At 47.3% G+C, this 13,556-nt stretch carries 12 protein-coding genes; 7 read left to right on the top strand and 5 right to left on the bottom strand.

Going from position 1 to position 13,556, the window contains the following annotated elements; translation table 11 throughout:
* Positions 1-61: 61 nt before the first annotated feature.
* Complete coding sequence (locus FTO70_RS12030) at positions 62-799, bottom strand: DUF434 domain-containing protein (protein ID WP_255336003.1); 738 nt, start codon at positions 797-799, stop codon at positions 62-64.
* Positions 800-1,000: 201 nt separating this feature from the next.
* Here FTO70_RS12030 and ala point away from each other — a divergent pair, with 201 nt between their 5' ends.
* The 3 genes from ala to FTO70_RS12015 all read left to right on the top strand — a co-directional run bounded on the left by ala (position 1,001) and on the right by FTO70_RS12015 (position 3,132).
* Positions 1,001-1,981, top strand: a complete 981-nt coding sequence (gene ala, locus FTO70_RS12025; protein ID WP_255336002.1) for an alanine dehydrogenase — start codon at positions 1,001-1,003, stop codon at positions 1,979-1,981.
* 531 nt (positions 1,982-2,512) lie between these two features.
* Entirely contained in the window at positions 2,513-2,905 is a 393-nt protein-coding gene (locus FTO70_RS12020; RefSeq protein WP_255336001.1) for a hypothetical protein, read from the top strand.
* 20 nt (positions 2,906-2,925) lie between these two features.
* Positions 2,926-3,132 (top strand): helix-turn-helix transcriptional regulator, encoded by a 207-nt coding sequence (locus tag FTO70_RS12015; RefSeq protein ID WP_255336000.1) that lies wholly within the window; start codon positions 2,926-2,928, stop codon positions 3,130-3,132.
* Positions 3,133-3,892: 760 nt separating this feature from the next.
* On the opposite strand, the gene FTO70_RS12010 is transcribed toward FTO70_RS12015, so the two are convergent.
* The 3 genes from FTO70_RS12010 to FTO70_RS12000 all read right to left on the bottom strand — a co-directional run bounded on the left by FTO70_RS12010 (position 3,893) and on the right by FTO70_RS12000 (position 5,767).
* Entirely contained in the window at positions 3,893-5,350 is a 1,458-nt protein-coding gene (locus FTO70_RS12010) for a cobyric acid synthase (RefSeq protein WP_255336070.1), read from the bottom strand.
* Positions 5,351-5,481: 131 nt separating this feature from the next.
* Positions 5,482-5,673: a hypothetical protein gene (locus FTO70_RS12005; RefSeq protein ID WP_255335999.1), complete on the bottom strand. Its 192-nt coding sequence runs from the start codon at positions 5,671-5,673 to the stop codon at positions 5,482-5,484.
* Positions 5,639-5,767, bottom strand: a complete 129-nt coding sequence (locus FTO70_RS12000; protein WP_255335998.1) for a hypothetical protein — start codon at positions 5,765-5,767, stop codon at positions 5,639-5,641. The genes FTO70_RS12005 and FTO70_RS12000 overlap by 35 nt, the downstream gene beginning before the upstream one ends.
* 145 nt (positions 5,768-5,912) lie before the next feature.
* Here FTO70_RS12000 and FTO70_RS11995 point away from each other — a divergent pair, with 145 nt between their 5' ends.
* Complete coding sequence (locus FTO70_RS11995) at positions 5,913-7,076, top strand: hypothetical protein (RefSeq protein ID WP_255335997.1); 1,164 nt, start codon at positions 5,913-5,915, stop codon at positions 7,074-7,076.
* Positions 7,077-7,150: 74 nt separating this feature from the next.
* Complete coding sequence (locus FTO70_RS11990) at positions 7,151-8,326, top strand: ABC transporter permease (protein ID WP_255335996.1); 1,176 nt, start codon at positions 7,151-7,153, stop codon at positions 8,324-8,326.
* Positions 8,327-8,452: 126 nt separating this feature from the next.
* On the opposite strand, the gene FTO70_RS11985 is transcribed toward FTO70_RS11990, so the two are convergent.
* Positions 8,453-10,708, bottom strand: coding sequence for a tetratricopeptide repeat protein (locus tag FTO70_RS11985; protein WP_255335995.1), 2,256 nt, complete (start codon positions 10,706-10,708; stop codon positions 8,453-8,455).
* A 1,067-nt stretch (positions 10,709-11,775) separates the two neighbouring features.
* Between FTO70_RS11985 and FTO70_RS11980 the strand changes: the two genes are divergently transcribed.
* Entirely contained in the window at positions 11,776-11,997 is a 222-nt protein-coding gene (locus FTO70_RS11980; RefSeq protein WP_255335994.1) for a hypothetical protein, read from the top strand.
* Positions 11,998-12,303: 306 nt separating this feature from the next.
* On the top strand, positions 12,304-13,179 hold the full coding sequence (locus tag FTO70_RS11975) for a DMT family transporter (protein WP_255335993.1): 876 nt from the start codon (positions 12,304-12,306) through the stop codon (positions 13,177-13,179).
* Positions 13,180-13,556: the final 377 nt, after the last annotated feature.

The following is a 13,556-nucleotide window of genomic DNA, read 5'->3' as shown; positions in this document are numbered from 1 at the left end:
CTGGATACCAATTTCTCTCCGGACAGGCAATTCCACTTTCAGGCTCTGCAAATCCAGGGGGTCAATAAAGCCTTACCGGTTCAATCCCTCTTTTTTCCATGAGGCAGGCCGGGAGATCGAGCACCTGCCGGACTGCATCGATCACGATCCCGTCGGATGTTGCCACAACCACACTGCTTTCCGGGTTTCCCCCCTCTTTTTTCAGTTCGAAGTCCACGGTTTTTGAGGTCCTGGCATCGCCCTGAATCCCGTTTTCTTCCAGTTTGCGTCGGATGAAACCTGCAAGTTCCCCGCTCCGGCTGATCTGGGCGTCCAGAAGGAAGGTTGCGGACTTTGGGGCGTTTTCGGAGAGGAAGGCGAGGACAGCGTCCAGGGCCTCCTCTATGTTTTCAACCTGGGTCGACTTGCTGAAGTAGAAACGGGTGTCCCGGATGAAGCTGTCGTCACAGAACCACATGGTTTCTTTTTTAAGGAGGCTGTCTGCGGTCAGGAGGACGTTGTACCCGTCGAGGAGGAGGTCCCGGCCCTTTACGTCGCTGCAGTTAACCTTTTTGTTGACCCTGGAAACGATCCTGTCCGGGGGCAGGATGACCCTTGTAAGGATATACCGCTCTTCGGCGTTCAGCCGGGAATGGTCGGCCACGAAGCGGATGGTTGCAAATTTAGGGTAGCCCCAGCGGAGGATGCTCCGGATGTCCCTGGCAGGTTTCAGCAATTTATCCAGGAGAGCATCCGGAGGGGAAATTGGAGGGAAAGTCGAAAGAGGAATCGGAGGGGAACTGTCAGATTTTTTATCCATGTTTATCCCTGTCCTTAAGGAAGTTCTTTAAATGAGTTGAGATATATTTTATATAGATATTTACACCATTAACTATGATAATTTATGCTGCTTAATTGGTCTATACGCATGTATGCCTGCCGATTTATCCCCCGTTTCATTTGAATCTGGCCTGGTTTTGCGGGGTAGGCCGTTCAGGACTCAGGCTGGAGGGGTTGTGCTATGGAAGTGTTGTGGCTGGATCAGGAAGAAGTAAAAAGTGTCGTGGATATGCATTCTGATATGGTAGTGGTGGAAAGCGCTTTTCGGCAGCACGGACTGGGCAAGGTCCAGATGCCGCCCAAGTCCTATCTCTACTATACCGCTTATAACGGGGACCTGCGGACCATGCCTGCCTACCTCGAGGAGGAGGACATCACAGGCGTAAAGATAGTAAACGTCCATCCGGGAAATCCCATGCGTGGGCTTCCTACGGTGATGGCACTCATTATCCTTATCTCCCCGGAAACCGGGGCTCCAGTTGCGATCATGGACGGGACCTACCTGACCGACATCCGGACCGGGGCAGCAGGCGGGACTGCCGCAAAGTACCTTGCCCGGAAAGACTCAAAGGTCATCGGCCTGGTTGGGGCAGGGAACCAGGCAAGGACCCAGCTTGAAGCCCTCCTCGAAGTGTTTGAGCCCGAGCTTGTCAGAATCACCTCCAGGACCAGGGAAAGCTGTGAGAAGTTTATTGAAGAAATGAAAGACCTGTCTCCCTGTGAGATCCGCTACGAAGATAGTGTCCAGAAGGTATGTGACTGCGATATCCTGGTCACCACCACCCCCACCAGAAAACCAATTGTAAAAGCCGACTGGATCAAAGCGGGCACTCACATAAATGCGATAGGGGCAGACGCCGTCGGAAAAGAGGAGCTGGACCCCGAACTCCTGATCCGCTCCAAGATAATCGTGGACGATATGGTGCAAGCGCTTCATTCGGGGGAGGTGAACGTCCCGCTTTCCAAGCACTACATCTCGGAAAACGACATCCATGCCCAGCTCGGAGAAGTGATCGCAGGCAAGAAGCCAGGGCGGACCTCGGAAGATGAGATCACGATTTTCGACTCCACGGGTCTGGCCATCCAGGACGTCGCAACTGCGCACATGGTGTATGAAAGGGCTGTCAAGGAAGGGCTTGGCAGGGAAGTCAGGATGTTCTGAAAACTTTTTCGGGTACTTTTTTTCCTTACTGATATTTTACTGCCGGATCTGTTTTCACATTCGGCATTTCCATCTATTTTCAGGTTATAGCTCATCCGGGAAGGTACTTTTGAGCGAGAGATCACTGCAAGTTTATTTGAGGTAGCTGCATGCCCGGAAATCCGTATCAACTTCTTTATCCTGGCCTTAATGTCTCCAGCCCGTCAACGCCGCTTGCTCCGGCTGAAAAGCGGTTTCCGGGGTAAAGGGAAGTACTTCTCGGGCCAATCGGAAATTTTGAATTGTACATTCCAAAGGGCCATTCCTGTAAATCTGTTATCTATATCCTACTTTTTGTTTGATATTGCTCACAATATGTTATGTATTTTTAACTGGAATCCTTCTATTGTGCAATACTTTTAAATATTATTGTTTGTTATCTATATCTAACTCAAAGTTATTATTATCACACAAAATGTTGCAAATAATGAACAAATACTTCGTAATATTCAACAAACTTCCAAATTAATGAATTCTTACTGGTGGGCGAAAATGAAAAATATGGGACGAAAGTACAGGTACACATTGTTTCTCGGAATAGCCCTGATGGTTGCCGGGATGCTTTCGGCAGCTTTTCTTGAAGTCGATACTCTGGCTATTGGTCTGATCAATGCGGGTCTGATAATCTTTCTTGTTACGGCCTTCAGACTTTTCAGGCAGGGTGAGCTTCCCGACAGGGACGAGAGGACAAAAAAACTTGCAGCTTACGGGATTACCTACTCCTGGCTCCTGACGCTTGTGCTGATTACGATCCTTTACTGGGTGGAGTACTTCGACCTTGCCCGGCTTACGGCGGAGGCGGTGCTTGGTATCCTGCTTTTCTTTATGATCATTTCAGCAAACGTATTCAGGTGGTATTTCATGCAAAAAGGTGATGTAGAGTAAGGACTTTCGGAGGGCGCACTGTGAAAACAAGGATCAAGGAGTTCCGAGCCCGGCATGACCTTACCCAGGAAGCCCTCGCAAAGCAGGTGGGGGTTAGGAGGGAAACCATAGTTTTTCTTGAAAAGGGTAAATATAACCCCTCTCTTAAACTTGCTTACCGGATATCCAGATGTCTGGACACGACAATCGATGAGTTATTCCTTTTTGAGGATTCGGATTTTGATTGACCCGCAACTTTCCTCTATTTAATCTTTTTTAAATATTTCTTCATTTTTTATTTTGTTTTATATTCATCTCGATGATTTGATTTTTTTTGGTAGAGTATTCAGAGTCTTTTTTCCGAACGTTAGTTACTGATCTAAGTTAAGTAGAAAAAATTCATAATGCATATATACCTTGAAACAAAACTGTTAAATGTTGAGCGGTAAACTCTTTTGGAGACTTACTATACCCCCCAAAAAGTGTACCTAGCCCCAATGGTACAGAAAATTGTTCATTCCAAAATACTCCCCATATTCTCCCCCCAAAACCGCTCAATACCCTCTTTTTTAAAAAAACAAGTTTAGGATTTTGAGAAATTTGTACTCTTCTAACTAAACTTTATTTTTTTGGTGGGGCATTCAGAGCTTTTTTGAACCTTTGTCACTGAACTAAATTCAGTAGAATAAATTCATAATGAATATATACTTTGACACAAAACTGTTAAATGTTGAGCGGCAAACTCTTTTGGAGATTTACAATACCCCCCAAAAAGTGTACCTGGCCCCAATGGTACTGAAAATTGTTCATTCCAAAATACTCCCCATATTCTCCCCAAAAACCGCTCAATACCCTCTTTTTTAAAAAACAAGTTTAGATTTTGAGGATATTTCAGTTTTAAGGAGTTTTTGGGTACTGTGGAGTACAGTACCTTTCCTCATTGTCTGGGTTAATTATTTGCTTTCTGTTTCTTTTTTCCTGGCATTGCGGGCTATTTAAGCCAACCGTTTAAGCCCCTACGATTTCGTAGAGTTTTTCCATGTCGAGGTTCCTTTCCACAACTCTGGCAAGCTCTTCGTAGGCTTCGTCTTCGGTCATTGCCTCTTCAGGCCTGTATTCGAGCCCTTTTTTCTCGGAGAGGTACTTTATCAGGGCGTTGCGGATATTCCTGTTATCGAAAAGCCCGTGCAGGTACGTGCCGATTACAAGGCCGGCTTCGTCAATGGCTCCGTCGTCCCCGAAAACCGGGCGGCCGGAGTCGGTTATGCCCATGTGGATTTCGTATCCCTTTATCTCTTCCCCGTCGAGGGGGGCCAGGATCGGGCCGTAGGCGTTGACCTTTTTCGTGACCTGGATCGTTTTCTTCTTGTAGGCGCCAAACTTCGTCCCGATGTCCAGGAGCCCGAGGCCTTCGAATTCCGCTTCGACCCCGTTTTCCACGCCCGAGTCAAAGATTGTTTTGCCCAGCATCTGGTAACCGCCGCAGATGCCGAAGATCGGGATTTTTCCCTTAAATGCCCGGATCTTTTTGTCCATGCCGCTTGCCCTCAGGTCGAGCAGGTCGTTGACCGTATTCTTTGTTCCGGGGATCATGATCGCGTCCGGGTTTCCGAGGTCTTCGTCAAGGTCCACGTAGCGGATTTTCGCAAACCCTTCCAGGGGCTCGAAGTCCGTGAAGTTAGAGATCCTGGGCAGGCGGATGACCGCAATTTCGATTTCTTTCCCCGTCTCTTTTCCTTCCTTGTCCCCAAGGGAGACCGAGTCTTCGGAGGGGATATGGAGCTTGAAATAGGGGAGGACACCAAGTACCGGGATTCCGGTCTTTTCCTCAAGCTGTTTTAAGCCTGGCTTCAGGATTTCCAGGTCGCCCCTGAACTTGTTGATGATAAACCCTTTAACGTTTTTCCGCACATCATCGGGCAGAAGGGCAATGGTGCCATAGAGGCTTGCAAAGACCCCTCCCCTTTCGATGTCCCCGACAAGGATGATCGGAGCCTGCGTGAGCCTGGCTGTCCCGACGTTTACGATGTCCCTTTCGTAGAGATTGATTTCGGCAGCCCCGCCTGCACCTTCCATGACGATAAAGTCATGCTCGTTCCAGAGCCTTTCCAGGGCTCCTTCCAGGACAGCGTTCATCTCATCTATGGAGTCGTAGTACTGCCCTGCGCTCTTATCCGCATAAGGCTCCCCGAGCAGGATTACCTGGGAGACGCAGTCTCCTTTGGGTTTCAGGAGGACCGGGTTCATATCGGCTGTGGGTTCGGTTCCGGCAGCCTTTGCCTGGATAGCCTGGGCAATCCCGATTTCCTTCCCGTCCTTTGTGATCCAGGAGTTCAGGCTCATGTTCTGAGCCTTGAAGGGGGCAACCCTGTAGTTTCTGGACAGGATCCTGCATATGGCAGTCACGACTGAACTTTTTCCAACGTGGGAGGCGGTTCCCAGGACCAAGACGCTTTTCTTCTCCATTTTTACCATATCCTTCTGCTCGAACAGTTTGTGAATTAAATTTGTGAATTCATTATGAATATAATAATTGCCATATTTTATTCACGTGGAAATAACTCAAGTAAACTTGTTTAATTTTAATAATTACCTTCTTATACTTCGGCTAAAGAATAAATACTTTCGGATTCCCTGCAGGTTTTGTTTACTTGCCCCAAAAAAACCGGGGTTTTTCTGGCTTTTTTCTTTCTCAACCTTTGTTTTCTTGTTCCCTTCTTTGCTCTTTCTTTCTCCTGTTTTTTCCTGTCTTTGTTACTGTTTTTTGTTTTCTTTTCCCTTTTTTCCAATCTTTGTTCCTATTTTTTTTGTTGTTTTCGTTTCCTTTTTCTTTTCCGATCTTTGCTCTTTTTTTGTTTTTGTTTCCTTCTCCTTTTTTTCCAATCTTTGCTCTTTTTTGTTTTCCTGACTTCTTTCCTGTTTTTGTTTTCCCGTATTCCCTTTAAGAGAATCGTGCTTCTATCCGGCTACATTTCTTTTAAATAAGATCAAGGCAATCTTTTTCATATCGAATCTGGGAAAAAAGACCATGAAATCCGCGCTTTTCTTAATTATCCTGATGATTCTTATCCCGGCTCTCCCGGCTTTTGCAGCTGAAAACCCGCCGGCAGGGGAAGCGGGCAAAGCCCGCATAGCCGAACTTTACAGTGACATCGAGTCATTTGACGTGACTCTCTACTCCGAAGAGCCGGAGGAAGCCCTGACCCTTGAGGTAGTTCTGGTCAGGCCCGAAGGAAAGGGTGAGGAAGTCCTTGACAGGCAGGTATTTTCCGTTGACAGCCTTCCTGCAAATACCAGGGTCATCAAGGTCGGGTTCTGGGACATCGGAAATGCAGAACGCGGGTCTTACTACCTCAGGGCCAGCCTGTCCGGGGAAGGGAAACTGCTTTCCGAATCCGAATACGGGTTTGCCTACGGGACCCGTTCCGTTTCCAGGCTTCGGGTCAATGACCTTATCCCCAACTCCGAAGGGATAAGTGTCGCACTCTCCCCTGTCGAAGCCGTGCTTTTCGATATCGAGTACATGCTTGTGGACGGCTCTGATGTGGTGTACACGGCAAAAACCGAAAAAGTGAGCCTCACAAGCACCCCCGAAACCTTTTCCGCAGCCTGGGGAACCCTGCTTGAGAACAACAGGGAGTACCTGGGGAGGGTGAAGATCCAGGTATATTCCCCGAAGAGGGAGTTTATCGCTTCCACCGAGCCCTTCACTGCCAGGGATGATGCGGAGATTACGGACATCTTCGAAGACGAGACCGGAGCAAGTGCGACCGTGTTTGGTAGGTCCCAGGTGCCTTTCGAAGGGAGCCTGGTTTTTACGGTCTACGAACTGAAGAACGGCGGCGGGGAGGAAACCTCCGGACCCGTGGAGTCTATCCGGGAAAGAGTCCCCGTGCTGCTGAACGATGACGACGAAACCGTGGAAGTTGCCTGGAACCAGAGGCTCCCCAAAGGAGTCTACAGGCTTGAAATCGAGCTCTTCGGCAACGACGGGGACGTTATCGAACGCCGTGAGACGATCATCGAGTCCGACCTTTCTTCAGATTCCTATGTAAACGGGGAAGCCCAGGGTGCAGCAAACGAGTCCCAATCCCCTGGAGGGGAAAACGGAGGAGGAATCCCGGGCTTTTCCATTGGTGCGGGGCTGGCAGGGCTTGCTGCAGTTTCTGTTTTTTTAGGGAAACGAAGTTGATTGGGAAACGAAGTTTATTGGGAAGCGAAGTTGAGATCGATTTCAAAGAATCAAAGAAAATACCGTGAATTCCCATGCGCTATGAACTCTATATTGCCCTGCGGCAGATAAGGGCCCGAAAGTTTCAGACGCTGCTTTCCGTGGGAGCCATCGCTCTCGCCGTAATGGTGCTTACGGTTTCCCAGGCTCTGATGGTCGGTTTTACCGGGGAGCTTTACGATACAACTGTAAACAAACTCCCCCATGTCTCGGTGTCCCCGCAAGAAGACGAGGACTACATTTACCTCTACAGGACCCTGATTGAGGATATCAATTCAATAGAAGGTGTTGATTCAGCCTCTCCCTACCTGACCGGGAAGGCTTCTTTTAAGTTCAAGGCCAATTCCAGAAATGCCGAGTTGAAAGGCGTTATTCCTTCCAGGGAAAATGAGATTAGCGGGATTGAAGCTGACATGGTGGAGGGCAGCTTCCGGGAGCTTGAGTATTCGCGGAATACCGTGGTACTCGGCTCGAAACTGGCCGAAAAACTCGAGGTCAAACAGGGCGATTTTGTGGATGTTTCCTTCCCGAACGCCAACCCCCTACCCCTGAGGGTGGTAGGGATCTTCCACACAGGCTCTCCCCTTGACGAGTCCCTGACTTACACTTCTCTTGACACTGCCCAGAACTTCTATGACGTCTCTGACGTCATAAACGGAATTTCCGTAAGGCTCGATGACTTTAACAGGGACAGGGAGGTCGCAGCCGAAATCGAAAAGACCGGATACAAAGCAAAAGGCTGGACCGAGTCCAACCCTGAAATCCTGCGCACCATAGCCATAGAAACCACCTCGAACAACATCACCCTGGGCCTGATCGTCGTAATTGCTTCCTTTGGCGTGGTTAGCACCCTGAACCTCTCGGTAATCGGGGCAACCCGCCAGATCGGCATGCTCCGGGCAATGGGGGCTTCAGTCTCAAGCATCCGCACGATCTTTCTCCTTCAGAGCGGAATCCTCGGCCTCCTGGGCGCCCTTGCCGGCACTCTCACAGGCGTTATCATCGCCCTATGGATAGGGGAATACGAATATCCCGAAGGCGTGGAGTTTGCCGAGCAGTTCGGCGGGATCTCTTCCATCCCCGTAGTTGTCAGGCCCCAGGACATAATCATCATAATTGCTGCAGTCTTCCTGCTGAACCTTATTGCTGGTATCTATCCGGCGCAGCAGGCAGCGAAACTTGACCCTGTGAAGGCGATCAGTTCCAGGTGAATACTTCCTGATTCTGCATGGGTATTTCCGAGTTCGGTATGGATTTTTCTGATTTGGGATTGCTTTTTTCCGGATTTAGTATGGTATTTTTCCGAATCCCGTATGGATAGTTCCGAATTCGGTTGTTCAACTCCCTGCCTCAAGCCATTTCAGTTCCTGTTCGCAGAACCGGATTATCCCGGGATCGTTAAGCTCTTTTCCTATAGTAAGGGATTTTTTGAAAAAATCGATTGCTTTTCCGGGGTCTTCCAGCTGGATGTAAGCCTTGCCCAGGTTTCCGAGGCGTTTTCCTTCCCCGCGCCGGTCTCCGGTTTCTCTGGCAATGTTGAGCGCCTGTTCAAAATATTTAATTGCTTTTTCCGGCTCTTTGAGCCGGGAGTATGCAAGCCCCAGGTTTCCAAGGTCCGCACTTTCTCTGTTCCGGTCATCAATTTTTCTGTGAATTTCGAGTATCTGTTCATAGTACTGGATTGCTTTTTCGGGATCTCCAAGCTGGAGGTATGCGTTTCCTAAATTCCCAAGGCGGTTTCCTTCTCCTCGCCAATCCTCCGTTTCTCTTGCAATTTTTAGTGCCTGCTCATAATACTCGACTGCCTTTTTCAGGTATCCCAGACGGCTGCAGGTCAGTCCTGAGTTCCCGAAAACAAAACCCTTGATTTCTTTTCTCAGTAAAACCTCACCCTTAAACGGGTCTTCCGGGAGTAAACGCCCGTATAGTTCTGCAAGGGTCCCGGAGTCCCCCCAGAGGTCCAGGAGCAAATAGAGGTTTGAACGGTAGATGACCCAGGCTCCAAGGTCGTATGCCCCGGCTTCGCAGGCATGGTGGTGGGCTTCGATTGCCAAACTCAGCTCTTCTTTTTTCCCGGGGTTTTCGGGGAGGTCTGTGGAGAGGTAATACTTGCAGGCAAGCATATGCGCTTCTTCTTTATTTTCCAGGCCCCGGGATGCAAATTCCATGATCAGAGGCTGAATCCAGTAGTTTCCGCAGCTGTCGGTTTCAAGCAGGGACCTCTCAAGCAGTCTCGTTACGGCATTTGCAGGGGTCTTTTCGGTAAACATCATCTTGAGGGCCTTTATGTCCGCAGGCTTGCGATATACCGAGATTCGCCCAAGGAGTTCTTTTTCATCCCCTGCCAGCCCGTCGAACAGTTTTTTTGCCTTTTTGGCAGCATCTTCCTCGCGTTCCCTGCATATGCTCAGGGCTTCACGCGCCTCTATGTCCCCGGATTTCTTCACAAATTCTGCGAGAAGCTTAAGGGCCAGGGGGTGTCCGTCCACACCTGCCGCCAGTTCTTCAAGTATGTCGGGTTCCGTGCAGGAAAGCCCTTTTCCGGTGAGGTACTTAACCGCAAACCCGGTCCTCAGGCCGAAAAGGCGCAGGTTTTCTCCGGCTTCCCCGGCTTCATCCAGGCTTTCTCCGTTTTTGAGGACAGGCCGGACCCGGCTTGTTATGAGGATCTTTGCGTTGTGGGTGCTGCAACTGAGGGCAGAGAAAAACATTTCCATCCCCTCTTCCAGAAAGCGCCTGTCCTCAAGCATGAATTCAAGCCCATCGAAGAGGAGCCAGGACTGGCTTCTTTTTTTCAGTTCGGCAATTAGTTTGCCAACATCAACTTCTCCGGCGGCTCTCCTTTCTTTTCGAAAATCCGCAATTTCCGGGGCACCCAGGCAGGAGGCAAGTTTTTCCAGGACATCCCCCAGTTTTGCGTCCCGGTTCCGGCTGAAGTCAAAGTAGAAAGGTTCGGGGACGCCAACAGGCCTGAAGTCTGTAAGGGCTCTTGCAAGGGTGGACTTCCCCATACCGCCGATGCCGGTAATCAGTAAGACTTTGCGGTACTCGATGTATTCCAGGGCTTTTCTCAGCTCATAGGCCCGGTTTTCGGTAACGATTTTTTTCAGCTCGGCCTGGTAGCTGGGAAGGGTTGAAAGGTTACGGATGTCCGTGACATCGCTGGCTCCCTTTTCTTCCCTTTTTCGGTCCAGCCAATCGATTAACCTGATAAATTCATCGCCTGACGGGGTTTCCATGTTGAAAAAAGAGGTGTAGCTTCCCGCGGCAAGCTTGTTCAGTTTTCCTGTTTTGAAGTCTGTTTCCGGTCCTATTTTACTTCCAGGTTTTGAGTTTTCTTCCGTTTTTTCTTTCTTATTTTCTTCCGTTCTATCTTCCGTATTTCCTTCAGGTTTTTCTTTTTTATTTTCTTCCCGGAATTCCTCTATTTCCGGCAGCTCCTCTTTTATTTTGAAGTTTTCGGAGTTTCCTGATACTTTTTTGAGTGCTTTTACAAGGGAAGAGTTTGTCCCGGGACTTATCCTGTCCACAAGAGCCCTGGCTTTTTCAGAGGTCCCGGCCCCCAGTATCCCTAAATTTTTTCTATGGAACATATCTCTATATTCGCTTTAGGATAAAATAAATGTTATTATTTTTGGGAAGTATTCGGAAAAATACCTGCTTGCAGATTTTTTTCTTCTCTTACAAAATATTGGCGCTCTTCATTATCTAAAAAGATTCATTTATTTTTAAATTCGCCGATGCAAAAATATTTTTTAGTTATGCTCAATATCTCTATTTTATGTTAAATTTTCAAATCTTTTTCTTTTTTTGTTTTAATTTTTTAATATTTGGTGAATTTCTGTTGGGTGACGATAAAAATTAAAAACTCCTTAAAATTATTGGTTGCATCAAAATGTTCAAAAGGGGCAAATATGATTTTACGGTTAAAATTTCAATCCCGGTAGTTATATATTGTTTTCTGATGAATGTTTACATACTTCCTATAGCATAGCGAACAAAAAAGACCTTGTGCAGGAATTCTCATCAATTGGCCGTTGAATGAGAATTCAATTTTATATTTTTTTTCGTTAACAATCAGATACTTTTTTATTTTCATTTCTTTTATTGCTTTCTTTTATTGCTTTCTTTTATTGCTTTCTTTTGCTGTTTCCATCTTCTCTTTCTTAAGTATTTTAAGGCCATTTTCTTCCGTTTTTGATCTTTTCATCCCTGAAGCTTTTCCTGTGTTATTCTGTTTCTTCCCGTTTAGCTGTGGAATTCGAAAGGTTTAGAGCGTCATTAACAAATTTTTATACTTTTTTAAAAGAATTTCGGAAAATATAAATATCACTCGTGTTATTTGTTAACATGCTTCTTTGTCGCATAGCAAAGAAGGCACAGACCATTTGAGTGGGGGATTCCCAGCAGCTGATCTCTGTATGGGAATTCTCTTTTAATTTCTATCTTCTGTTTTTTCTCCTCTTGTTTTTCTTGTTTTCGAGTCCTTTCCCGATTTTTCTCATTTAGACCGGCGCTTTTTAATCCAGGTCATTTTTTCAGTTTTTTCCGGGTTTCGGAAAACTTCCGGAGGCCGGGTTGGGCATAAAGGGGCCGAAAATATTTTCATTCCTGCATCCGATCCAAATATTTATATTCCTTCGTAGATATTTTTAATGTAATGGACAACAACAGGGAATACGAACTCTATCTTGAAGCCCTTGATAATGAGAGTCCTGCCTGGGGCAGGAGGACTGCAATAAAGCGGCTTTGCGACTGCAGGACCGAGGAAGCCCTTTACTATCTGAATGAAATTGTTGTAGACAGGTATTGTCTGGTGCCTGAGTGGCTCAAGCGAATTGCAAGAGAGTATTACGTATCTTTATGCCTTGAGTTCCTCTGAGCAGGACACTCAGGCCAAATCCTAATAAAAACACTATTCACCCCGTCCTTCTGAAAATCCTGCCGACTCTTCTTACAGTTTTTATTCCTTTTTCCCGGTGTTTTCGGATGTACTTCTTCGGCAGGCTCAGGCTTATTTCCGGGAAACCCTTATGTACCTTGTTTGCGTGCAGTAGCAGAGTTGTTCAGTGCACGTATCAGCAGAAAATTTTTCCGGTTTTATCGGATATTTTTTCAGGTTTTTTCTGGGCGACTGCTTTTTCCTTTATCTTCAACCTTTTCAATCTCCTGACAGGCGGATCAAGCGATGCAAAAACAGGCTTATTTTCTAATTACGGCAGGTGCGATTCTCTGGGGGACCATAGGGGTCTTTGTCCGGGGGCTCTACGGTTTCGGCTTCGGGCCCCTGCAGGTGGTGTCCCTCCGGGTCTTTGCCGCTGCCGTGATTATGCTCTTATATCTTTTTTTCACCAGGCGGGAACTACTGAAAATCAGGCTCCGGGATTCCTTCTACTTTGTGGGAACCGGCATCTTCAGCCTTGCTTTTTTTAACCTGTGCTATTTCACGACCATGAAGGAGACTTCGATTGCTGTTGCCGTTATTCTCCTCTATACCTCCCCGGCTTTCGTTGCGGTCCTCTCAAGAGTTTTTTTCAAAGAGCACCTGGGGACAAAAAAGCTCCTTTCCCTGGGGCTGACCTTTGCAGGCTGCGCCTTCGTTACCGGGTATCTCCCTTTTTTCGGAGGCTCTCTTTCCATTTCAAGATTAGGGCTCCTTGCCGGGATCGGGTCGGGTTTCGGGTATGCACTCTACAGTATCTTCGGGAAAGCTGCCCTTGAAAAGTACCATAGCATGACGATTGCAACCTACACCTTTGTCTTTGCAAGCCTCGCCCTCCTTCCTGTGAGCGGCTTTGGAAATATGACAGCTGCCTTTTCCACAGGGAGTTTCTGGCTCTACCTTGCAGGGCTCGGGCTTTTCCCCACGGTGCTTGCCTATCTTTTCTATACCAGAGGGCTGGAGGAAGTCGAGTCCAGCCGTGCTTCCATAGTGGCCACCGTTGAACCTGTTGTCGGGACTCTTGTGGGTTTTTTCCTTTTTGGGGAGGTGCTTTCCGGCTGGCAGTTCGCAGGGATTTTACTCGTCCTCCTGGCTGTCCTGATGATTCAGGAAAAGCAGTAAAGGGCTCAGGGAAACATTGGGATTTTAAGGAATTTTCCCTGTTTTTTCCCTGTTTTTCCGGCTAATCAAAAACATGTTCTCCAAAAAATAAATTTTTTCTGTCTTTTTTCCCCGACTTTGAAATTATTAAATAATATAAAGGTTTATAAGAATTTAGGAGCATTAAGGGCTAATCCCCGCTTTTTCAAAGGCGGGATACAGCCCGTCAACTCCAACAACGCAACTTTATTAACATATGTATAGTAACTAACTACATAAAATAATATGCCAGAGAAAGATTATTGGATAGTATATTGATACCTAAAAGGTTGATACCTAAAAGGTGAACTGATTGTTGAAAGTGCTTCGGTATAGAATCTATCCTGCAAAGGCTCAAA

The sequence above is a fragment of the Methanosarcina sp. KYL-1 genome (assembly GCF_024372725.1).
Classification (GTDB): Archaea; Halobacteriota; Methanosarcinia; order Methanosarcinales; family Methanosarcinaceae; genus Methanosarcina.
Note: the sequence above shows the minus strand (reverse complement) of the source record. Positions and strands in the feature narration are given on the sequence as shown.

Bases quoted from the DNA above. Each gene is read 5' to 3' on its own strand.
- FTO70_RS11975 (WP_255335993.1), top strand. From the start codon at position 12,304: ATGCAAAAACAGGCTTATTTTCTAATTACGGCAGGTGCGATTCTCTGG.
- FTO70_RS12030 (WP_255336003.1), bottom strand. From the start codon at position 799: ATGGATAAAAAATCTGACAGTTCCCCTCCGATTCCTCTTTCGACTTTC.
- FTO70_RS11995 (WP_255335997.1), top strand. From the start codon at position 5,913: ATGAAATCCGCGCTTTTCTTAATTATCCTGATGATTCTTATCCCGGCT.
- FTO70_RS12020 (WP_255336001.1), top strand. From the start codon at position 2,513: ATGAAAAATATGGGACGAAAGTACAGGTACACATTGTTTCTCGGAATA.
- FTO70_RS12010 (WP_255336070.1), bottom strand. From the start codon at position 5,350: ATGGAGAAGAAAAGCGTCTTGGTCCTGGGAACCGCCTCCCACGTTGGA.
- FTO70_RS11980 (WP_255335994.1), top strand. From the start codon at position 11,776: ATGGACAACAACAGGGAATACGAACTCTATCTTGAAGCCCTTGATAAT.
- FTO70_RS11990 (WP_255335996.1), top strand. From the start codon at position 7,151: ATGCGCTATGAACTCTATATTGCCCTGCGGCAGATAAGGGCCCGAAAG.
- FTO70_RS11985 (WP_255335995.1), bottom strand. From the start codon at position 10,708: ATGTTCCATAGAAAAAATTTAGGGATACTGGGGGCCGGGACCTCTGAA.
- ala (WP_255336002.1), top strand. From the start codon at position 1,001: ATGGAAGTGTTGTGGCTGGATCAGGAAGAAGTAAAAAGTGTCGTGGAT.